This is a genomic window from Anaerolineales bacterium, from assembly GCA_030583885.1.
Classification (GTDB): Bacteria; Chloroflexota; Anaerolineae; order Anaerolineales; family Villigracilaceae; genus Villigracilis.
In genome coordinates this window covers 3,533,090-3,553,576 of sequence record CP129480.1, presented here as the reverse complement: position 1 = coordinate 3,553,576, position 20,487 = coordinate 3,533,090, and the positions used below count along the sequence as shown (strand labels likewise).

The 20,487-nt window shown below is 53.1% G+C and carries 18 protein-coding genes and 1 other RNA gene; 5 read left to right on the top strand and 14 right to left on the bottom strand.

What is annotated here, in order from left to right; all coding sequences use genetic code 11:
- The 3 genes from QY332_17825 to QY332_17815 are packed head-to-tail and all read right to left on the bottom strand — an operon-like array spanning position 1 to position 3,214.
- The gene (locus QY332_17825) at positions 1-1,341 is read right to left on the bottom strand and encodes a glutamine synthetase family protein (protein WKZ35473.1); all 1,341 of its coding nucleotides are present in this window, start codon (positions 1,339-1,341) and stop codon (positions 1-3) included.
- Positions 1,342-1,399: 58 nt separating this feature from the next.
- Positions 1,400-2,323 (bottom strand): EamA family transporter, encoded by a 924-nt coding sequence (locus tag QY332_17820; protein WKZ35472.1) that lies wholly within the window; start codon positions 2,321-2,323, stop codon positions 1,400-1,402.
- A gap of 54 nt (positions 2,324-2,377) precedes the next feature.
- On the bottom strand, positions 2,378-3,214 hold the full coding sequence (locus tag QY332_17815) for a methylated-DNA--[protein]-cysteine S-methyltransferase (GenBank protein WKZ35471.1): 837 nt from the start codon (positions 3,212-3,214) through the stop codon (positions 2,378-2,380).
- 700 nt (positions 3,215-3,914) lie between these two features.
- Between QY332_17815 and QY332_17810 the strand changes: the two genes are divergently transcribed.
- Positions 3,915-5,345, top strand: a complete 1,431-nt coding sequence (locus QY332_17810; protein WKZ35470.1) for a flavin monoamine oxidase family protein — start codon at positions 3,915-3,917, stop codon at positions 5,343-5,345.
- 42 nt (positions 5,346-5,387) lie between these two features.
- Here QY332_17810 and ssrS read toward each other — a convergent pair.
- Positions 5,388-5,562, bottom strand: a non-coding RNA gene (gene ssrS / locus QY332_17805) — 6S RNA.
- A 204-nt stretch (positions 5,563-5,766) separates the two neighbouring features.
- Positions 5,767-7,110, bottom strand: a complete 1,344-nt coding sequence (gene asnS, locus QY332_17800; protein ID WKZ35469.1) for an asparagine--tRNA ligase — start codon at positions 7,108-7,110, stop codon at positions 5,767-5,769.
- 104 nt (positions 7,111-7,214) lie between these two features.
- Here asnS and QY332_17795 point away from each other — a divergent pair, with 104 nt between their 5' ends.
- Positions 7,215-7,778, top strand: a complete 564-nt coding sequence (locus tag QY332_17795) for a hypothetical protein (protein WKZ35468.1) — start codon at positions 7,215-7,217, stop codon at positions 7,776-7,778.
- Between the two features lie 298 nt (positions 7,779-8,076).
- Here the strand turns inward: QY332_17795 and gatB are convergent, their stop codons facing one another.
- Complete coding sequence (gatB, locus tag QY332_17790) at positions 8,077-9,534, bottom strand: Asp-tRNA(Asn)/Glu-tRNA(Gln) amidotransferase subunit GatB (protein ID WKZ35467.1); 1,458 nt, start codon at positions 9,532-9,534, stop codon at positions 8,077-8,079.
- A 22-nt stretch (positions 9,535-9,556) separates the two neighbouring features.
- Positions 9,557-10,219 carry a hypothetical protein gene (locus tag QY332_17785; protein ID WKZ35466.1) on the bottom strand — a complete coding sequence of 221 codons (663 nt, stop codon included), beginning with the start codon at positions 10,217-10,219 and terminating at the stop codon, positions 9,557-9,559.
- A 57-nt stretch (positions 10,220-10,276) separates the two neighbouring features.
- Here QY332_17785 and QY332_17780 point away from each other — a divergent pair, with 57 nt between their 5' ends.
- Positions 10,277-10,771: a DinB family protein gene (locus QY332_17780; GenBank protein ID WKZ35465.1), complete on the top strand. Its 495-nt coding sequence runs from the start codon at positions 10,277-10,279 to the stop codon at positions 10,769-10,771.
- 9 nt (positions 10,772-10,780) lie between these two features.
- Here the strand turns inward: QY332_17780 and QY332_17775 are convergent, their stop codons facing one another.
- The 6 genes from QY332_17775 to QY332_17750 form a co-directional block, all read right to left on the bottom strand.
- Positions 10,781-11,650: a DMT family transporter gene (locus tag QY332_17775; GenBank protein WKZ35464.1), complete on the bottom strand. Its 870-nt coding sequence runs from the start codon at positions 11,648-11,650 to the stop codon at positions 10,781-10,783.
- The gene (gene gatA / locus QY332_17770) at positions 11,647-13,107 is read right to left on the bottom strand and encodes an Asp-tRNA(Asn)/Glu-tRNA(Gln) amidotransferase subunit GatA (protein ID WKZ35463.1); all 1,461 of its coding nucleotides are present in this window, start codon (positions 13,105-13,107) and stop codon (positions 11,647-11,649) included. Before gatA ends, QY332_17775 begins: the two co-directional genes overlap by 4 nt.
- 85 nt (positions 13,108-13,192) lie before the next feature.
- Positions 13,193-13,492, bottom strand: coding sequence for an Asp-tRNA(Asn)/Glu-tRNA(Gln) amidotransferase subunit GatC (gene gatC, locus QY332_17765; protein ID WKZ35462.1), 300 nt, complete (start codon positions 13,490-13,492; stop codon positions 13,193-13,195).
- Positions 13,493-13,680: 188 nt separating this feature from the next.
- The gene (aspS, locus tag QY332_17760; protein WKZ35461.1) at positions 13,681-15,444 is read right to left on the bottom strand and encodes an aspartate--tRNA ligase; all 1,764 of its coding nucleotides are present in this window, start codon (positions 15,442-15,444) and stop codon (positions 13,681-13,683) included.
- 304 nt (positions 15,445-15,748) lie between these two features.
- Entirely contained in the window at positions 15,749-16,414 is a 666-nt protein-coding gene (locus QY332_17755) for a TIGR01906 family membrane protein (GenBank protein WKZ35460.1), read from the bottom strand.
- A gap of 134 nt (positions 16,415-16,548) precedes the next feature.
- Positions 16,549-18,102 carry a fused MFS/spermidine synthase gene (locus QY332_17750; GenBank protein ID WKZ35459.1) on the bottom strand — a complete coding sequence of 518 codons (1,554 nt, stop codon included), beginning with the start codon at positions 18,100-18,102 and terminating at the stop codon, positions 16,549-16,551.
- An 82-nt stretch (positions 18,103-18,184) separates the two neighbouring features.
- Between QY332_17750 and QY332_17745 the strand changes: the two genes are divergently transcribed.
- Together QY332_17745 and QY332_17740 are read left to right on the top strand one after the other, a co-directional pair.
- Complete coding sequence (locus tag QY332_17745; GenBank protein ID WKZ35458.1) at positions 18,185-18,802, top strand: FMN-binding negative transcriptional regulator; 618 nt, start codon at positions 18,185-18,187, stop codon at positions 18,800-18,802.
- Between the two features lie 104 nt (positions 18,803-18,906).
- Positions 18,907-19,119, top strand: a complete 213-nt coding sequence (locus QY332_17740; GenBank protein ID WKZ35457.1) for a cold-shock protein — start codon at positions 18,907-18,909, stop codon at positions 19,117-19,119.
- Positions 19,120-19,172: 53 nt separating this feature from the next.
- Here QY332_17740 and QY332_17735 read toward each other — a convergent pair whose 3' ends face one another.
- Positions 19,173-20,288 carry a hypothetical protein gene (locus QY332_17735; GenBank protein WKZ35456.1) on the bottom strand — a complete coding sequence of 372 codons (1,116 nt, stop codon included), beginning with the start codon at positions 20,286-20,288 and terminating at the stop codon, positions 19,173-19,175.
- Positions 20,289-20,487 lie beyond the last annotated feature (199 nt).

Below are 20,487 nucleotides of genomic sequence, written 5' to 3'. Positions count from 1 at the left end.
TTATGCTGTTTCCAAGTAACGTTCGATCTCATAATCCGACACGCGCAGGCGGTACTCATCCCATTCCTCCAATTTCGCGCGCATATACGCTTCGTACGTGGTGGGCTCCATCGCCGCCTTCAAGACTTCGTCCTTTTCCAACTCCGCCAACGCCTGTCCCAGTGAGCCGGGCAGTTCGGTCACGCCGAGTTTGGCGCGCTCCTCCTTGTCCAGATGGTACAGGTTGATGTTGTTAAGCGCTTTTGGAGCGATGAGATTGCGGTCAATGCCGTCAAGCGCAGCGGCGAGCATCACGGTGAATGCCAGATACGGGTTTGATGATGGATCGGGGAAGCGCAGTTCGGCCCGGACGGATTTGTCACGTCCCTCTGTGTAGCGCGGAATGCGGATCAATGCCGAACGGTTCTGCTGTGCCCAGCCGATATACACAGGTGCTTCATAGCCGGGCACCAGGCGCTTGTATGAGTTTACGGTTGGAGCGACCACCGCAGCGAGCGCACGGGCATGTTCCAGCTGTCCTGCAATGAAGGAGTACGCCAGTTTGGAAAGCTTGGCTTCGTCCTTTGCATCGAAGAAAAGATTTTCGCCCGACTTTATGTCAAAGAGAGACTGGTGACAGTGCATACCGGAACCATTGATGCCGTACACAGGCTTCGGCATAAAAGAGGCGACCAATCCATGCTGGGCGGCGATGGCCTTCACGGTGTACTTAAGGGTCAACACATTGTCGGCAGCTTTGAGCGCGTCCGCGTAGCGGAAGTCAATTTCATGCTGTCCCAATGCAACTTCATGGTGACCCACTTCCACGTCCAGTCCCATGCTGTCAAGCGCATCCATCAGCGCGGTGCGGACGACAACCGCTTCATCGAAGGATGAAAAATCAAAGTAGCCGCCCGTATCGTGGGGGACAGGATGAATGCCGTGTCCGTTCGCTCCCTTGAATAGGAAGAACTCGGGCTCAGGACCAATGTTGAACTTCCAGCCGCGGTCGGCGATCTTTTTCAACATGCGTTTTAGCGTGCCGCGCGGGTCGCCCTCGAAAGGTTTCCCATCTGGCATAAAGATGTCGCAAAACACGCGCGCGCGGCGGGATTCAGGCGAAGACCACGGCAGTACTGCATAGGTATCAACGTCGATCTTCAAGCGCATGTCGCTTTCCTGAATGCGCGCAAACCCTTCCACGGATGAACCGTCGAACCACGCGCCGTCCTCCAGCACACCTTCAAGGTGGCGGATCGGCATGTCCACGCTTTTTACCGAGCCCATCACATCCGTAAATTGCAGTGATAGGAACTTGACATTGTCTTCCTTCACCCGCTTGATTAATTCTTTACCGTCCATCGTTTTTTCTCCTTTTGGATTATTGTTTTCGACGATTTATCTGACAATTAATTGCTGGTCACTCTCCATGGACAACCTCCTCCGCCTCTTTTCGGACCCGAGGCTTGCTTCTGCTATTAATGAACATGACCGACCCGATGATGATCGCTGTCGCCAGCCAGATGCGCGGCTCGAGCGGTTCATTTCCAAACCAATTGCCGAGCAGTACCGCCACGATCGGGTTGACATAGGCGTATGTTGCCACCAGCGAGATCGGTGCATTCTGCAACAGCCAGCCGTATGAAACGAAACCGATCAACGAACCGATGAAGATCAGGTATAGCACCCCGTAGATCGAGCGTGCCGACACGGCAGTTACATCCCAACCGCTCAATTCGCCCGTCAAACCTGAAACGATGAACAAGCCAACACTGCCCATCAGCATCTGCGCGCCCGTGGACATTAAGACGGACTTTGGCAGGTCGGCGTTTTTGCTGTAAATGGAGCCAAATGTCCATAACACGCAGGCGGAGAGCAGGGCGACCACGCCAAAGACGTTAAGTACCATGCCGTCCGTGTCCTTTGACGGACCGACCAGCACGTAGATGCCTGCAAAGCCGATCAGGATGCCCAGAATGGCTTGCCAGTTCGGCTTCACACCGCCCGGGCGAAGGGCTTCCCCGATCACGAGGAATATCGGTACAGAACTAATGACCAGTGCCGCAATTCCGGAGGGGATGAATTGTTCTGCCCAGGAGACCAACCCATTGCCGCCAAGCAGGAGCAGATTGCCGATGATGGCAGTGGAAATCCACTGGCTGCGTGTAGGCATTTGAATACCTGAAGAACGCTGCCAAATCACCAAAATCATGCCCGAGATGAGAAACCGAATCCCCGCATGAAAGAACGGCGGGATGGTTTCAATGGCAACCTTGATTCCCAGGTAGGTCGAACCCCAAACAATGTAGAGCGCCAGTAGTGCAATCCAGATTTTAGTTTTCATTCATTTCCTTTTTCTTTTGCCGGTTACGCTGCGGCCGTGACCGGCATTTTTATCTCACACACCAAGTTCCCTGGCCAGAATCGCCTTCTTCCGTGCTGACCCATATAGATAATTTCCGAAGTCGCCGTTCTTTCGTATCACGCGGTGACATGGGATCAGATAGGCGATCGGGTTGTGTCCAACAGCGGTGCCGACGGCGCGCACTGCCAGCGGTTTTCCGATTTGCGCAGCGATTTGCTCGTAGGTGGTCACTGCGCCCGTGGGGATGTTGAGCAACGCCTCCCAGACCTTGATCTGGAAATTCGTCCCGCGTAGATGAAGGCTGAGCGCTGAATCAGGCCTGGGGTCCGAAAAGATGCGGGTGACGAGCGGGGCGGTGGATTTGTAATCTTCGACCATGTTCGCCTGTTCCCAATCCGCAACCAGATTGTCGATGGCTTTGCCTTCGCTCCTGTCCACGAAACCCAGGTGATTGATGCCCCGTTCAGTGGTGGCGATCAGGCATTTGCCGAAAGGGGTGGGATGCACGCCATACCGGATGGTCAGCCCGGCGCCGCGGGATTTGTACTCACCCGGTGTCACTGCCTCCGTGTTGACGAATAGATCGTGCAGGCGTCCCAGGCTCGAAAGTCCGACTTGATGCGTGGTCTCGAGCAGGTTTTCAGAATGGTTGAGCAGTTCCTTTGCGTGTTCCTTGGTCAGGAATTGCAGGAAGCGCTTGGGGCTGATACCTGCCCATTGTGTGAACATGCGCTGGAAGTGATATCCGCTCACACCGACCGCGGAGGCGATCTCTTCCAGTTCCGGCTGGCGCTGTGCATTGGCTTCGATGTACTGAATGGCCTGTTCGATCAATCTATAATGTTGTGAGGGTTCTAGTTTGTTTTCCATATCAATCTCCTTTTGGTTGCGGAGATTGTATTTTGTGATTTGTCCACGCGCGACCCGTTTCTTGCTCATTTTCGTTCCTTTTGATTCTGGAAGGGGAAATAAAAAACAGATATGCCTGGGCATACCTGTTTCAATGCACGCTGGTATGAAAAAGAAACGCCCTTCCAAACGCTGCAGGCAATCGGCTCATGCGATTGATTCAATCGGCCTGTTCACTGCGGCCACCTTGTCCCACACGTCGCCGCATGGTTTTCGGTGCCGGGCAATAGAGTTTTTTTAAACTCCTTTGCCCAAATCCGCTTGCTTTGGAAGGGAGAAGGAAGCCAGTGAATCTGGCTCCAGAGGCATCCGCTGATCTATCCGATTTTTTCCGCTTCACCCCTCTCCCTTTGGGGGAGGATGGGTGAGGGATTAGCGTCCCGTTCGCACGGGAGAACCTCCACCTCGTGATCTTTCTGTCATTGCAAGGGCGCAAGCCCAAAGCAATTCTCCTGTTATACGGGGACTGCTTCGCAACGTTCGCTCGCAGTGACATCAAAGACCCAGCCGCTATATCTCCGTTATTTAATTGTCATGTCGCCCCGTCTATACAATGGCGGCGATTTTACCCGCTGGCGGCAAGTACGTCAAGTGCCAAATTGGTGATTGCAATTTATGTGGCTTGTTGCTAAGATGAGCGCAAATATTTATTGGAGGCGGCATGAAATCAGAACATACCTTAAAAGAATATGTTGACGTTGTCAGGCGCGGGATAGCAAAGAGCTATAAATCTGAAAAGCCGAAAAAAGTGGTGATTGTTGGCGCCGGGCTGGCCGGCCTCTCCGCGGGCTATGAGCTGTTACAGGCCGGGCATGAAGTGCACATCCTCGAGGCGCAGCACCGCATTGGAGGCAGGATCTACACCCTGCGCGAACCCTTTGCACAGGGGTTATACGGGGAGGCCGGTGCCATGCGGATTCCCCGCTCGCACGAATTGGCGATGGCGTATATCGAAAAATTCGGATTGAAGACCATCGATTTCGTGATGGGAAATCCCCAGGCTTATGTGTTCATAGGCGGGATCAAACGCCGCATGGCGGAAGTACAGGCGAACCCGGAAGCGCTTGGATTTGATACATCCGCCACGGAAAAGGGGAAGATCTCAGGCGACTATTGGGAGCAGGCCATCCGACCGTTGGTGGAAAAGGTGGAGAAGGAGGGCGAGGCGGGCTGGGAACAGATCTATGCGGAATACGACCAGTATTCCGTGCGCGAATTCCTCGAACTGAATCGCTGGTCTGAAGGAATGATCGAGATGTTCGGGCTGTTGAACAATCAGGAGGCGGTCATGAACTCGTCCTTCCTTGAATTGTTCCGCGAGGACGGCGGCAATTATTACACGAACATGTGCCAGATTGCCGGCGGGATGGATAACCTGTCCCATGCGTTTTTGCCCGCGCTATCCCCGCATATCCGATACGGCGCAAGGATGGTTGCCATCGATCAGACTCCCGAGGAGGCTGTCATCCATTACCGGACCGCCTCCGGCCGCTTTGAGATGCGCGCGGATTATGCGATCATCACGGTGCCGTTCCCGGTCCTGCGCCATATTGAAGTGCTCAAACCGTTCTCGCGCGCCAAACAGCGCGCCATCCGCCAGCTGCATTATGATGCCTCCGCCAAAATATTCTTCCAGACGCGCCGCCGATTCTGGGAGACGGACGAAGGCATTTTCGGCGGCGGCACGGTCACAGACCTTGCCATCCGCAACCTGTTTTATACGAATTATGGTCAGGAAACCGGCCGTGGAATTCTGCTTGCCAGCTACACCTGGTCTGAGGACGCCCAGCGCTGGGGCTCGCTTCCGCCGCACGAGCGGATCGAACAGGCGCTGGAAAATGTCGCAGAGATCCATCCCCAGATCGTCGCGGAGTTTGAAGCGGGCGCCTCGCATATGTGGCACGATGATCCATTTGCGGGGGGCGCGTTCGCCCTTTTCGACCCGGGCCAGCAGACGCTGCTCCACGATGAAATTGTCAGGCCGGAGGGGCGCATCCATTTTGCAGGTGAGCATGCCTCGCTTTCTCACGCCTGGATCCAGGGCGCATTTGAATCCGGGTTGTGCGCCGCGATCGCGGTACACCAGAGTTAATGGAAGGACGGAATGTTCATGGAACATTCCGTCCGTGTTGGCGAGACCCCGCTTATGCCGTGTACTGCTGGGTTTTGAACCTGCTTGCGCAGGTGGTCTCGTATTGGGAAACGCCGCCTTGGCTCGGGCCTATCGCGTTATTTCTTCAAAATAAGAGACCTTTTAAAAGGTGTTGGCTCAAAACGTGAAGGCAATATCACGCGCACAGCAGGGATGCATTTTTTATACCATAAAGGTTGGTGCAATGGTAGACAAAAATTAAATATCACTATTAATAAAGCCATTGATTTTCTGAAAGATTTATGCTACCCTTGCTTGGTTGTCGTTTTCAGAAAATCACCCTGATGAAAAAAACCGCGACGGATTTCCGTCGCGGTTTTTTTACGCCTCTTTCTGTACTGGTGCCTGATCCTGTTTCCTGTTATGGATACACCCTCTTGATCGTCCTTGGAAAGGGAATTGCCTCGCGGATGTGCTCGATGCCGCACAGCCACGCCGTGACCCGTTCCACGCCCATGCCGAACCCCGAGTGAGGGACCGAGCCGAATTTCCGCAGTTCCAAATACCATTTGAAGGCTTCCTCTGGCAGACCCTCTTTTTTGATTCTCGCCAGCAGGGCATCATGGTCGGAAATGCGCTCGGAGCCGCCGCAGATCTCGCCGTAGCCTTCCGGCGCAAGCAGATCCACAGACTTGCAGACTTCGGGGCGATCCGGCCAGGGCTCCATGTAGAAAGCCTTCACCGCAGATGGATAGCCGTACACGAAAACAGGCTTGTCGTGCAGTTTCGTCAGCTCGGCCTCGTGCGGAGCGCCGAAGTCCATGCCCCATTCGAATTTGAGCAGTTCCTTGCGTTCGGGGTCGGCCTCTTTTTCGTAGAGTTCGATCAGGTGTTTTACCGCATCGTCATACGACATGCGCGGGAAGGGGCCGGCGACATTCTCCAATTTGGTCACATCGCGCTCGAGGAATTTCAACTCGGTGGCACAGTCCTTCAGCACGGTTTGGACGATGTAGGTGATGAGTCCTTCTTCCACTTCCATCAGCCCGTCCAGGTCGCAGAAAGCAATTTCGGGTTCGAGCATCCAGAACTCGGTCAGGTGGCGGCGCGTCTTGGACTTCTCCGCGCGGAAGGTGGGACCGAAACAGTAGACTTTTCCAAACGCGAAGATATTGGCTTCGTTGTAAAGTTGACCCGTCTGCGCGAGGAAAGCAGAACCTTCGTCGAAATATTCGGTTTCGAAGAGGGTGGTTGTCCCTTCGGCGGCGGCGGGGGTCAGGATGGGGGTGTCGAGGTTGAAGAAGCCGTGACCGTCCAAATACTCGCGCACCGCGGACATGACGCGCACGCGTACTTTCAAAATCGCCCATTGGCTTTGCATCCGAATCCACAGGTGACGATGGTCGAGCGCAAAATCGGGACCGTGGTCTTTGAGCGCCATCGGATAATCAATATCCGCGGCTTGGACAACCTGCAAATCCTTGATGCCGACTTCGTAGCCGCCGGGGATGCCGGGCGCGCGCTTATCTTCACGCACCGCGCCCGTGATAATCACGGACGATTCTTGCGGCAGTTTGGAGATGGTCTCGAAGAGTTCGGACTCCAGGTCACCTTTGAAGGCGACGCACTGCACAAAGCCCGAACCGTCGCGGACGAGCAAAAAGCACAGCTTGCCTTTGTCCGTGCGGTTGTAGACCCAGCCCTTGAGGATGACGTCCTGCCCGATATGGTTTGAAATTTTTGAAACGCTGACGTGTTCAGCCATGAGAGAAAGTTCCTTTAATAGATAATTTTTTTAATTATAGCAGATGACAATCCCTTAGTTTTGTATAGAATTGTTGTACAAGTATAGTGTAAAATTATTTTCCTATGGGCATATTTCCAAGTTCGCCTGAATTAATACTTATAGCCTTCACGGCGCTACTATCTTTTGTCTCTTCTTTTTTTCTATTAAAGATTAAGAATCCTACCGAAAAGGCGGTTAAAAAACTAGAAGAAGACCGAAAGATATTGATTGCCGGACAAGAAGAAGTCAAGAAATTACTTCATGGCAAACTTATTTCTTCAGAAGAAACTCAAGATGCTAAAAAGTTCATGGAGAAGGAAGCTGTTCTTTACCTTGCAGAAACTCGTAAAAAAATTACAGAATTTGGTAACCGAGATAATAAGCCTTTGTATTTCGGGATAGGACTAATAGGATTTGTTGTTGGTTCTGCTGCTGTACTATGCTACGCTATTATTAGTGATAGTGCGAAAATCAATACTGGATATATTGTAGTAGGTAGTGGTATTATTTTTTCTCTAATTTATTTTTGGTTAATTCGTAAATCTATAAAAAAATACAGATATGAAATATTGGAAATTGAAAATCGATTGGATTATTTTGACCGTGAAATAAATAGGGCTTCTGATATCTTGAAACAAAATAGATAATTTGCATAAGACCCTTATTTCCTTATGATAAAAATAAATCTTTAGATTTGTTTGAAAAAACACTTCTTCTGCTCTTCCTATCCTTTATCCATCAACTCCTTCGCCACGTTTGTGTTGGCTTACAAAAGGTGACAGTCATCTCCAAGATGACTGTCACCTAATCTTTCCCTACTTCAAATACTTATCCATCCACCTCAAAATATGATTCAACCTCGCAATGCGTCGGTCCGTTCTCCCGATGCGCGAGAGTCCATGCGGTTCTTCGGGGCTTTGGCTCAGGGTGACATGAATTGAGCGGTTACTTCTTCCTCTCCTCCAACCCTTTCACCATCAACTCCTTCGCCACGTTCGGGTCGGCTTTGCCTTTCGTTGCTCGTGCAACCTGCCCCATAAGCCACTGGAACAAGGTCTCTTTGCCTGCGTTGTACTCGTCCACTTCTTTGGGGTTGTCGTTCAAGATCTTCGTCACGATCTCTTGAATGGCGTTGACGTCGGTCAACTGCAATAGATTTTTTTCCTTGACGATCTGCGCCGGGTCGCCGCCGCGCTTCGCGTTGAAGAGTTCGGTCAGCACGGTCTTGCCTGCGCTGGCGCCGATGGTCTTGTCGGTCACCATGTCGATCAGTTTGGCGAGCGTTTCGGGGGCGAGGGTCACATCGTCAATGCTCAAACCTGAGTCGTTCAGGTAACGCATGAACTCACCCGCGATCCACGAGTGGATTGTTTTCGCAGGGCTTTTCGATTTCGCAACCACGCTCTCGAAGTAGTCCGCGAGAGCAAGGTCAGAGGTGAGAAAACGTGCCTCGGACGGAGTCAAGCCAAATTCTGAAATGAAGCGGGCGGTCTTTGCTTCGGGCAGTTCAGGCAGTCGAGTCCGAATCGACTCGATCCATGCATCCGATAATTGAAGGGGAGGAAGGTCGGGCTCGGGGAAGTAGCGATAATCGTGCGCCTCTTCCTTCGACCGTTGGCTGGTCGTCACGCCCCGAACATCGTCCCAGCCGAGAGTTTCCTGCACGACCGTGCCGCCCGATTCGTAAATTTGAATCTGGCGTTCGATCTCATATTGCGAAGCGCGGACGAGCGCGCGGAAACTGTTGAGATTTTTTATTTCGGTTCTCGTTCTAAATTCATCACTGCCAATGGGGCGCACAGAAATGTTCGCCTCGAAACGCAGCACGCCTTTTTCCATGTCGCCCGAGTTCACGCCGAGGTAACGCAAAATGGCGCGGACCTTCGTGGCGTAATCGAGCGCGGCTTCGACTGCCCGCATATCAGGCTCGGAAACGATCTCAAGCAGGGGGACGCCTGCGCGATTGAAATCGACCAACGCATAATTTTTTTCGTGGCTCAATTTCGCTGTATCTTCTTCGATGTGAACCCGCCTCACTCTCACTTTGAGTTGACTCTCACCATCGGCATTGACTTCGAGCCAGCCTTTTTCTGCAATCGGCAATTCGTATTGCGAGATTTGATAGCCCTTGGGCAGGTCGGGGTAATAATAATTTTTGCGCGCAAAGGTGTTGTGCTTGTTGATGGAACAGTTCAACGCGAGGCCGACCAGCGCGGCAAGTTCCGTCGCCTTCTTGTTGACGACGGGCATGGCACCCGGCAACCCCGTGCAGGTTGGGCAGATGTTGGTGTTCGGTTCCGGCGCGGAGCCATAATCTGCGGAACAGCCGCAGAACATTTTGGAGTTCGTGAGCAGTTCGCCGTGAATTTCAAGTCCGATGACGGGTTCGTAGGTTAGTTTCATAGTTGAATAGTCTCGTAGTTGATTAGTTTGAAATAATGGCAGGGTTCATAAAATCGTTGTTGTCGATGACAATATCTGCTTTTTCTTGCGGATGTTCTGCTTCCAAGTATATCTTTTGCCCAGGGATGTAGCGTTCGTTATAGCGTTTTTCGATCTCTCCCTTGCTCCCGAATAGATACTGGTCACGTTCAAGGGCGCGGTTGAGACTGGTTTCAAAGCCGATCTCGACGAAAAATTTCACATCCCAATAACGAATGAGTTCAGGGCGGAATAAGAACACGCCTTCAAAAATAAGGATGTGATCGTTTGTGGCGGTCTGTTCTTCTGCGGCGGTTTCCTGCTCGGTCTTGAAGTCGAAGGCGCTCAGGCGAATTCGGCGATTCCCTTGCGGTTCAAGCGGCTGAAGCAGGTGTGTGGTCAGCAAGTTGTAATTGAACGAGTCATAATAATAGCCTTCAGGCGAGAGGCTTCCACGTTGGCGGCGGATTTCCTTTGGGTTATGGAATCCATCAATAGATGCGCGTAGAACGGGGTGTCCAAGATTTTTGAGTTCATCCGCAAGTTCATTTGCCAGTGAGGTCTTGCCTGCCGCGTCGATGCCGTCAATGCCGACGCGTAGAGGTACAGTTCTTTTGGAAGAAATGATGGTTTGGGTCAGTTCGTGAATGGTTTGCTGGCAAGTCATGTTTTTGTAGAACGTCTGTGCTATAATGTTCCAAGTTCAGCCAAAGGAGTGCTTACCATGAATGCAGAAGCCTTTCGTCATTTTTATAACTATCACTTCGCCGAGAACCGCAAGGTCTTAGATCATATTACATCATTGACCTTTGAGCAGTTCACCCAGAAAGCGGATTACTCGCGCGGGTCAATTCGGGAGCAACTTATCCACCTCATCGATGCGGAGGATGTGTGGATCAGCGAGTTGCGCGGCGCTCAACCTGGCGATCCATTGCCTGAGATTGTCACTGCTGATGACCGCGATGCCATCCGCGCTCACTGGGATAAGGTGGAGGACAAAGTCCGCGCTTATCTTGCTGCCTTAAAGGACGAACAATTATTTTCCAAGCCGATCACCGATCCCGAAGAGGACAAGGACTTGATCGTTTGGCAGGTTCTTCTACATGTTGCCAATCATGCCACCGATCATCGCGCTCAACTTTTGCGTGCCTTGCACGATCTGGGTGTGGACACGAAGTATCAGGATTACATTTTTTACGTGTACGAAAATCCAATGTAATCTGGCAATTTAGAAGCCTGTAATGACGATACCAGCGACTGCTGTTGCAATTCCAAGTCCTTGTGGCTTGGTGATTTTATCTTTAAGAAAAATGATCGCCAATACAATGGTCACAATCGACAAAGCGGAGGCGATGGGGGTGATCAGTATCGCATCTCCGATCGTCAATCCATAATTGACAACGGCAACCGCACCTGCCTCAATCATACCCATGATGAAGATGGCGGATCTGGTTTTTGTAGTGGTGCCTGCCAGCCCCATCCCGCGTTTGGAAAAGATGGAAAAGAGGAGCATAAAAACAACGATACCAAGTTTGATCAATACTGTGCTGACCAGCCATCCGACCTCTTCGACGATGAGCTCGCTGACATTCCAGTAAATGCCGAAGAAAAAGGCTCCCATCATGGCTTCCCTGACCCCTGAAGAAAGTTGAAACCTGCGCTGTTGGATCTCACTCCAGTTCAGGGATGCGAGCGTCACCCCTGCAAGGATCATCAGGACGCCGATGGTTTGGCTGGGGGAGAGGCGCTGTCCCATGAAGGTGAAGGCGAACAGCATGGTGAACACTGCCCACAGGTTCATGGTGGCGGCAACGATGGACATGTTGCCAATCTCAAAGCCTTTGAAGAAGAACAAATAACCAGCCGAGTAAAGAAGTGCCGCAACGGAAAACAAGAACATCACACCTGAAGGGACATCCATACTGGGGATCATTAGAATGGCGAGTAAAAGCATCGATGCCAACCCAGCCAACTGTGACCAAAAAAACGATTTGTAAGGTCCGATCTGTTTGGCGAAGACGCCGCCCAGAAAATCATACAGTCCCCACCCGAACATGCCTGTTATTCCCGACAAGATACTGATGATCGTGACGCTCATAAATTTGGTTGCTGCTTATGCCAATCGGTCACTTGCTGGTAGGCATGCGCGACTTGGAATAGGGTTGACTCATCCAAATGCTTGCCGATGAGTTGCATCCCGACGGGCATGTTGTTGGAGAAGCCAGCGGGGAGTGCAATGGCAGGGACGCCCGCAGGATTTGTCGCAACAACGTAAATATCGGAGAGGTACATTTCGAGCGGATCACTGGTCTTTTCGCCGAGTTTGAAGGCGGTGGTGGGACAGGTTGGGGCGAGGAGAAGGTCCACGGAGGCAAAAGCAGTTTCAAAGTCCCGACGAAGAAGCGTGCGCACTTTTTGCGCCTTCAAATAATACGCGTCATAGTATCCCGCTGAGAGGGCGTACGCGCCAAGCATGATCCTGCGCTTGACCTCATCGCCGAATCCTTCCTGGCGGGTCTTGAGATAGATGTCGATGACATCCTTCGCGCCATCCGAAACAGAGAGACCGAAACGCGTGCCGTCCATGCGGGCGAGGTTGGCGCTGGCTTCAGCAAAAAGCAAAAGATAATAAACGGGCAGACCGTACTTGGTGTGGGGGAGCGAGACTTCGTGAATCTCCATGCCGAGTTTTTCAAACTGACAAATCGATTCTTGCAGCGCGGACTCAACACCTGCTTCCATACCTGCGACGAAATATTCTTTCGGGATGCCGAGCTTCATCCCTTTGACGGGCTTGTTGATGTTCGCGGTGTAATTCGGGACGGGCGAGTTGTAGGTGGTGCTGTCGTGTGGGTCGTGACCTGCGATGTGTTCAAGGACAGTCGCGCAGTCGTAGGCATCGCGGGACATGGGTCCGATGGAGTCAAAAGAAGAAACGAGAGCAATAAGACCATAGCGTGAGACACGTCCATAAGTTGGCTTGATGCCTGTGACGTTGCAAAAACCCGCGGGCATGCGGACGGAGCCGCCTGTGTCTTCACCGATGGTGAACGTGGCGAGACTCGCCGACATCGCCGCGGCAGAACCTCCGCTCGAACCGCCAGGGACGTGATCCAAATCCCACGGGTTGTGGGTGTTGAAGAACGCTGAGTTTTCACAGGAGGAGCCCATGCCGAACTCGTCCATGTTGGTCTTGCCGACGAGAACAGCGCCCGCGTCCGCGAGTTTTTTTGTGACGGTGGCGTTGTACTGCGGAACGTAGTTCTCAAGGATTTTCGATGAACACGTAGTGCGGACATCCCGCGTGGAGATGCAATCCTTCATCGAGAAGGGGATGCCTGTCAGCGGGGTGACGTTCTCGTCTTTGGCGATGCGCTCATCGGCTTGCTTTGCTTGTTCCAGCGCAAGGTCGTCCGTGACCGTGACATAAGACTTGACCTTTTTATCCACTTCGTGGATGCGGTCGAGTATGGCTTGCGTCAGCTCGACGGATGAAATTTTTTTGGTGGTGAGAAGTTCGTGGGCTTCTCGGATGGTGAGGTTGGTTAGTTGCATAGTTTTTTTTTTACCGCAGAGGCGTGGAGTTCGCGGAGAGGAGCAAACAAAAAACTCTGCGCTCTCTGCGTCTCCGCGGTGAGATTTATTCGTCGCCTAGAACAGTAGGCACTTTGACATATCCGCGCTCAGATTGCGGCGCGTTCTTGAGAAATTCTTCGCGGCTCATGGATGGTTTGACCACGTCCTCGCGCAGCACGTTCTCGGCGTTGGCAATGTCCGACGCAGGCGGGACGTTCTCCGTGTCCACTTCGTTGAGCATGTTGAAGTAGTCAATGATGGAGGAGAACTGTCCGCTGAATTTTTGTGCTTCCTCTTCGGAGATTCCGAGACGGACGAGGTAAGCGATGTGTTGAACTGTTTTGGTGTCGATGATATTTGTCATTTTATAAACACTCCGTTGGTCGAGTAGGGCGGGTGCTTGTCCCGCCCGTATCGAGACCAACAATGGAAGGCAAGTATAAAATTACAGGTTTCCTTGAAATTTGTGGTTTCGATTCGTGGCGCTCACGCTTCGACTTCGCTGTCTCTCCGTTCAGCGTGGCGCCACTACTCAACCACCGATGGCACTTGTTATTCAAACTTAATATGCAATTCTTTTAACTGCTTCGGTTCAACTTCCGACGGCGCATCCGCCATCACATCGCGCCCGTTCTGGTTCTTGGGGAAGGCGATCACTTCGCGGATGTTGGGCTCGTCCGCCAACAGCATGACCAAACGGTCAATGCCAGGCGCCATGCCGCCGTGCGGGGGAGCGCCGTACTCGAACGCCTCGAGCATGTGACCGAACTTCGCCTGAATTTCCTCGTCGCTCAAACCGAGCATTTGGAACATCTTCATCTGAATGTCGCGGCGGTGAATACGGATCGAGCCTGAAGCGGTTTCGTATCCGTTACAAACCATGTCGTACGCATCGGACATCACCGCGCCCGGGTCCGTTTCGAACTTGGGCAGGTCGTCCATTTTCGGCATGGTGAAGGGGTGATGTTCCGATTCCCATTTCTGTTCCTCCTCGTTCCACGCAAAGAACGGGAAGTCCACAACCCATGCAAACGCCATCATGTCCTTATCCGCCAGATCCAATGTATCGCGGAACCAAAGACGTAATCCGCCGAGAACTTTGTTGGCAACCGCGCGCGCGTCGGATGCGAAGACGATCAGATCGCCGACTCCTGCTCCCGTTTTGGATTTCAACGCTTCGGCTTCTTCCGGCGTCACAAACTTTGCCGCGCTTCCTTTCACACCCTCGGCTGTGAAGCCCAACGTGGGCATTCCCTTCGCCCCGAAAGACTTCGCCACTTCCGTGAGCGCATCGATTTCTTTGCGAGACATGTCCGCAGATTTCGGCGCGACGATGCACTTGATGACTCCGCCAGCCGCTAAAGCAGACTGGAACACTTTGAACTCACTTTTGGCGAAAACTTCGCTGACGTCGACCAACTCCATGCCGAAGCGCAGATCGGGTTTGTCGGTGCCATAATTTTCCATAACTTCTTTGTAGGAGAACTTGGGCCATGGTGTCGAATACAACTTCTTGTGCGGTGCAACGGCGGGGATCATTTTGGTGAAGAGGTCTTCCACCAGCCCCAAGACATCATCGCGATGAACATAGGACATTTCAAGGTCGAGCTGCGTGAACTCAGGCTGACGGTCGCCGCGCAGGTCTTCGTCGCGGAAACAGCGTGCGATCTGGAAGTACTTATCCATGCCTGCCACCATGAGCAACTGCTTCAATTGCTGGGGTGATTGGGGCAGGGCGTAGAACTGTCCCGGATAGATACGGGAAGGCACAAGGTAGTCGCGTGCACCTTCGGGAGTCGCCTTGAACATGATCGGTGTCTCGATTTCGATGAAGCCTTGTTCATCAAGATAGTCGCGCATGAACTTGATGACCTTGTGGCGCAGCACCATGTTCTTCGTCAGGCGTTCGCGGCGCAGGTCGATGTAACGGTATTTGAGGCGCATGTTCTCGTCGGGCAGATCGTTGTCCGTGTTGACCATGAACGGCGGAGTCTTCGAAGCGTTGAGAACCGTCACATTTTTAGCAATGACCTCGATTTCGCCTGTCGTCATTTTGGGATTTGCCATCCCTTCCGGGCGCTTTTGCACCACGCCTTCGATCTGTAACACCCATTCATTGCGGATATCTGCAACAAGGTCAAGCATTTCTTTGGGAAGGTCGGGATTGATGGTAATTTGGACGATGCCTGCACGGTCACGCAGGTCAAAGAAAGCCACCCCGCCGTGATCGCGGCGTCGATTCACCCAGCCCGAGAGCGTGATGGTCTGTCCCGCGTGGCCGGCTCGTAATTCTCCGCATAAATGAGTTCTATACATAACTTGCGCCTCCGAATTCTATTTACCACGAAGGGCACGAAGGGACACGAAGAAAATCATCGGAGAATCTTCACTACGAGCGCTCGTCCCACCTTTGTGTCCTTTGTGGTTAAGAATGTAGATAAAATAAATCGCCCTTCGCATTCGCGTCGGGCGATTTGGTTTGACTTCAATTTTTGTCAACCAGCAAGGCTTCGCCCAACGATACAGGGATCGTCATTATCGTTATTATTGTTGTTGGCGAAATGGATTTGCTTTAACATCATGGCGCGGATTATAGCACAAAGTTGGTTAATTGGGTCGTTCACGGTCTCTTTATTCCCAGTGCCAGCCCCAAGCCGCCACCCAGGGCGATGACCGCCGCCCAAAGGACCGCATCCTGCCAGAAGCGGATGGGGAAGAGACGGATGAGGGTGTCCGAATAATAGAAGAGCCAGGAGTCGCCTTCGAAGAAGAGGGTGTGGAAGGCGGTAAAGAAGGACCAGAAAATATCGGGATTAAGCAGGATGCCCGTGCCCGCAATCGCGGCAAGCGCGAGTGCCAGCCCGATCATCCACCAGCCGCCGCGGCGCAGACCGTTGCGATATTCGGGAAGCCAGTTCCCCTTCCATGCCAGAGCGGCGAACAGGGCAAGAAGCGCAAGAGTGACATACCAGATGTGCAATGCGCCCCGCGCCACGTCCTTGACATCCTCCATGTGCCTGAGTTCGCGTTCGTTGTACAGCGGACTGCCGTCCTCGAATTGCAGGCTGCCAAGGTAGGAAATTTCTTCGTCATTGACCAGATATTCCACGGCGTAGGGTGCCCATTGAAGGCGGTCTTCCTTTGTGAAGCCGTATTCGTCTGCGGGGAAGTAGGGCATGCTGTATTCCACGGTGTAATACAGCGGTGTGAGCAGGATACGCAGGGCAAGTCCGGTCAATGCGAGGGGAGTGAGCAGGGAGGTGAGGTGGGAAAGGGTGGGTTTCATAATTTCTTAATTTCTTATCAATATGTCGTTGCGAGTCTTCAAGAGGCAATCTCAAAATATGTGAGGATTGCTTACCACTTCGTGGCACACGTCGCCGTAAAATGCAAACGCGCGGCTCGCAATGACATGTGCCGTTACTGTAAAAACTCCAGGCCGCCCTCGAGGACGAAGTTGACAACCATGTTATTGACGATCCATTCGATGGGGGCGAGGTCGTCGGTGAAGACGGTGGTGGTTTCGTAGCCGGGTTGGAGATGGGTAAAGGTGGACGCCATCGTTATCACCAGCACGGGGTCGAGGCTGGAATCCTGCGCGAGGCGGATCATGTTATCCGAGAAGGCTTCGCGTGTGGTGGGCTGTTTGGTGGCGAAGATCATGGTGTTGAGCGTGGCGGGGATGTCCATGATGTGGATGGTGGGGAAGAGCTGGGCCATGGTGGTGGCGAGACCATCGATGAGGCGGCGGTCGCCGGGGGTGGAGCCAACGTTGAGGGTCAGCACCCCGTCGTCGGCGAGGTGCGAGGCGCAGATCTCGAAGAATTCGAGGGTGGTCATGTGCGGGGGGATGTACGGCGGACGATACGCATCGATGGCGATGATATCATATGTGACCGGACTGCGATCCAGGCCCAGCCTGCCGTCGCCGACAATGACATTCAGGTTTGGCAGGTTCATATCGAAATATGTTCGCCCAACTTCGATAATTTTGCCGTCGATCTCGAACCCGTCAATTTGGATGTCATCGCCATAAACAGCGGTCGCCTGACGCGCCGCCGTACCCGCAGCGAGACCGACGATTGCCATGCTGGTTATTTCATCCGGTGAGCGGTCTGCGTAGAAATAGGGTCCGACCAAAAATTGCTCCCACGGACCGTTGAAATACAAAACGTCGGGATGATAAATGGAATGCACGCCCTGCCCATCGTTGAGGCGCAGAAGCGTATAGCCGTTGACCTCCTGCACTTGAATGTAGTTGTAGGCCGACTCGGCTTCGTAGACCTGCCCGGTATTTTGCTTAAGCGCGGAACTGGAAAACAGGACCGCGATCAGCGCGAGCAGGATGGGCATCCAGATGAGTTTGAGCATTTCACGCCGGCTTGCAAAACGGGCAAGCCCGACCAGTGCAACGATCAAGAGAGTCATGCCGAGCAATACGAAGGTCAGGCGCGTGCCGATGGTGGGGATAAAGATGAGCGTGGGCAGGAAGGTGCCGATGAACGAGCCGAGCGTGGAGATGGCGTAGATCTGCCCGGAGATCTGCCCCGACCTGGCGGTGTCGTCCATGGAGAGGCGGATGGCGTAGGGAGAGATGGTGCCAAGCAGGGTGATGGGAACGATGAAGAGCACGAGCACGGCGACGAAGGAGCCGGCCATGATGCCGACACTCAAGGCCTCGAACGCATCCGCAGCGGACCTGAGGACTGGTACGGCGGCATACGGCACGAGCCCGATGGTAAAGGCTGCCCAGGCGAGGATACGGTACATGGCGAGCGGAGTCGGGTCTTTATCCGCCCATTTGCCGCCGAGGAAGTAGCCGAAGGCCAGGTAGATGAGGATGAGGCCGATAATGCTGGCCCAGACGAGGTTGCTGGTGCCGAAGACGTTGCCAATCAGGCGACCTGCGGTGAGTTCCGCGCCGAGGGTGGTCATGCCGGAGATGAAGACGGTAAAAAGAAGGTATTTTTTCATTGTTATTCCTGAAGTAGAATGGTGGGATTATACCCGTAGAGGTCGATTGATTTTTGTACTAACCACCATGGAGAATTGATTTATGTACATCCCCAAACTTTATCGCGAAGAAAATCATGCGAAAATTGTCGATTTCCTGAAAGGGAACGGTTTCCCCGTGCTCGTTTCACATGACGGGGAGAAATTGATCGGGACGCACCTGCCGACGGAAGTGATTGAAAATGCGGACGGGTCGCTGACGATATTGGGGCATATGTCCCGTGCGAACCCGCAGTGGAAGAGTTTTGGCGAGCAGGAAGTACTGCTTATTTTTCAAGGCGCGCATACGTATATTTCGCCGAGGTGGTACAACCACGTCAACGTACCGACCTGGAATTACATGAACGTCCATGTCTACGGCAAGGTTCGCATGCTGGAGGGGGATGATCTCAGAGCCCTGCTCAGCAAACTGGTCAAGAAACACGAAGTTGGCACGGGCTACAGTATGGAAGCTCTGCCCACGGATTTCGTGGAGAAGGAGATGCACGGCGTGGCGGGATTTGCCATCGACGTGACAGGCCTCGAGGCCGCTTCGAAACTGAGTCAAAACCGCGACGATGAGTCCTACGCGGGCATTGTCCACGAGTTGGAGATGCGCGGCGATGACGCTTCGGTGGAGGTGGCACGGGAGATGAAGAGAAAGCGGATGTTAAAATCTTGACACACATTATCAGGCATGATAATCTTGCGCCCAGCGTGCCCGATTCGCCTTTGAAAGCGTGAAGGTGGACGGGCATAAATTTTTTTCAGCAGGAGAAATATAATATGTCAGAACGTTTAGTTGGAACCGTCAAGTGGTTTAATGCGACCAAGGGGTACGGGTTTATCGGACGCGAGAGCGGCGAGGATGTGTTCGTGCATTTCAGCGCCATTCAGTCCGACGGCTACCGCAAGCTGGAAGCCGAACAGAGGGTGGAGTTTTCCGTGGAGGAAGGTCCCAAAGGGCTGCAGGCTGCCAACGTGGTGCCGATCTCGTAGGACGGGTTCGTTTTACGAAATGGACAGGGTTGTCGTGAGATAACCCTGTTTTCTTATTTTTTCCTGGGTGTCTCTGGCAGATCCTCGCGTGGTGCGAGCATGCCCCAGCGGCTGGCGCCGAGATAAAGGATCTCCAGCACCAAATCCTCATAGCGTATGCCTTCGGCGGCGGCTTGCAGGCACAGGTCGCTGTAATCGGGGGTCAGCCCTGGCAGGGTGTTGATTTCGATCAGGCGCGGATTGCCTTCATCATCCAGGCGGATATCTGTGCGGGAGACATCCAGCGCGTTGAGAATCAGGTGCGCCCGCAAGGCGAGGTGTTTCAGTTTCTTTTCCAGTTCGGGTTCGATCTCGGCGGGACAGAAGTAGCCGGGAGAGCCGTCTGCGCCGACCTCCTTGGATTTGGCTTCATTGGTATAGACCCAGGGCTCATCGGTACGGGTGGTGTCCAGTTCAAGAATGGGGAAGCGGTGAAAGCCGTCCTTTTCATACCATTCGGGATGACGGGAGAATTTCTTTGCATCGGCGCGCCCCAGTATGCCGACGGTGAATTCTCGCCCCGGCAGGAAGGTCTCCACGAGGGCGGGCTGCTGGTAAATATCGATGATGTATTGAGCGCGTTCGCGCAATTCCTTCTCGTCCTTGACGATGGCTTTCATGTCCACGCCCATGCCGGTGCCTTCACGGGCCGGCTTGACAAAGAGCGGGAATTTCAATTCGGGGCGCAGGGAGTCGTCTGCGGCGCTGAATTCCTGGAACGGCGCAACGGGCAGGCGCCGGTCGCGCCAGATGCGTTTGGTCAGGGTTTTATCGAGAGAAATGCCGTTTGTTAAAACACGCGAACCGGTATAGGGAATGCGGAGCATTTCCAACAGGGCAGGCACCTGCGCCTCGCGCGCATCCCCGCCGAGGCCCTCGGCAATGTTGAAACAAATATCCGGTTTTGCCGTGCGGAGCGCATAGGGCAGGTCTCTGTCAGCCTGGATGAAAGTTGTTTTATGGCCATCCGTTTCGAGCGCGGCGCGAAGCGAGTCTACGGTTTCGATGTGGTCGAAATCGGCATAGGCGTCCGGCGGGACGCCTTCCGGCTTGGGCTGGGTATCGTCCTTTATATTGGCGAGCACCGCGATCTTCCAATATCGCTTAATACGGCTTTTTTCTTCAGGCATTTTTCTCCTCTTTGGCGAAGGATGGCCGCTTGCACATGCAATCATAGCGCAGATGGGGCGGAAGACATGATTTCTTAAGGTAAAAAATGTTCATAACTAGACAATCATTCGCCTTTCAGGTATCATTGGCTCGCTTGTACCCCTGCTCACGAAGGTATACTTTGAGATGGTTGCACGCGAAAAATAACACATATACCCG

What these genes read in the sequence shown, in the direction of transcription:
- QY332_17825 (WKZ35473.1), bottom strand. Translation starts at nt 1,341, where the DNA reads ATGGACGGTAAAGAATTAATCAAGCGGGTGAAGGAAGACAATGTCAAG.
- QY332_17820 (WKZ35472.1), bottom strand. Translation starts at nt 2,323, where the DNA reads ATGAAAACTAAAATCTGGATTGCACTACTGGCGCTCTACATTGTTTGG.
- QY332_17815 (WKZ35471.1), bottom strand. Translation starts at nt 3,214, where the DNA reads ATGGAAAACAAACTAGAACCCTCACAACATTATAGATTGATCGAACAG.
- QY332_17810 (WKZ35470.1), top strand. Translation starts at nt 3,915, where the DNA reads ATGAAATCAGAACATACCTTAAAAGAATATGTTGACGTTGTCAGGCGC.
- asnS (WKZ35469.1), bottom strand. Translation starts at nt 7,110, where the DNA reads ATGGCTGAACACGTCAGCGTTTCAAAAATTTCAAACCATATCGGGCAG.
- QY332_17795 (WKZ35468.1), top strand. Translation starts at nt 7,215, where the DNA reads ATGGGCATATTTCCAAGTTCGCCTGAATTAATACTTATAGCCTTCACG.
- gatB (WKZ35467.1), bottom strand. Translation starts at nt 9,534, where the DNA reads ATGAAACTAACCTACGAACCCGTCATCGGACTTGAAATTCACGGCGAA.
- QY332_17785 (WKZ35466.1), bottom strand. Translation starts at nt 10,219, where the DNA reads ATGACTTGCCAGCAAACCATTCACGAACTGACCCAAACCATCATTTCT.
- QY332_17780 (WKZ35465.1), top strand. Translation starts at nt 10,277, where the DNA reads ATGAATGCAGAAGCCTTTCGTCATTTTTATAACTATCACTTCGCCGAG.
- QY332_17775 (WKZ35464.1), bottom strand. Translation starts at nt 11,650, where the DNA reads ATGAGCGTCACGATCATCAGTATCTTGTCGGGAATAACAGGCATGTTC.
- gatA (WKZ35463.1), bottom strand. Translation starts at nt 13,107, where the DNA reads ATGCAACTAACCAACCTCACCATCCGAGAAGCCCACGAACTTCTCACC.
- gatC (WKZ35462.1), bottom strand. Translation starts at nt 13,492, where the DNA reads ATGACAAATATCATCGACACCAAAACAGTTCAACACATCGCTTACCTC.
- aspS (WKZ35461.1), bottom strand. Translation starts at nt 15,444, where the DNA reads ATGTATAGAACTCATTTATGCGGAGAATTACGAGCCGGCCACGCGGGA.
- QY332_17755 (WKZ35460.1), bottom strand. Translation starts at nt 16,414, where the DNA reads ATGAAACCCACCCTTTCCCACCTCACCTCCCTGCTCACTCCCCTCGCA.
- QY332_17750 (WKZ35459.1), bottom strand. Translation starts at nt 18,102, where the DNA reads ATGAAAAAATACCTTCTTTTTACCGTCTTCATCTCCGGCATGACCACC.
- QY332_17745 (WKZ35458.1), top strand. Translation starts at nt 18,185, where the DNA reads ATGTACATCCCCAAACTTTATCGCGAAGAAAATCATGCGAAAATTGTC.
- QY332_17740 (WKZ35457.1), top strand. Translation starts at nt 18,907, where the DNA reads ATGTCAGAACGTTTAGTTGGAACCGTCAAGTGGTTTAATGCGACCAAG.
- QY332_17735 (WKZ35456.1), bottom strand. Translation starts at nt 20,288, where the DNA reads ATGCCTGAAGAAAAAAGCCGTATTAAGCGATATTGGAAGATCGCGGTG.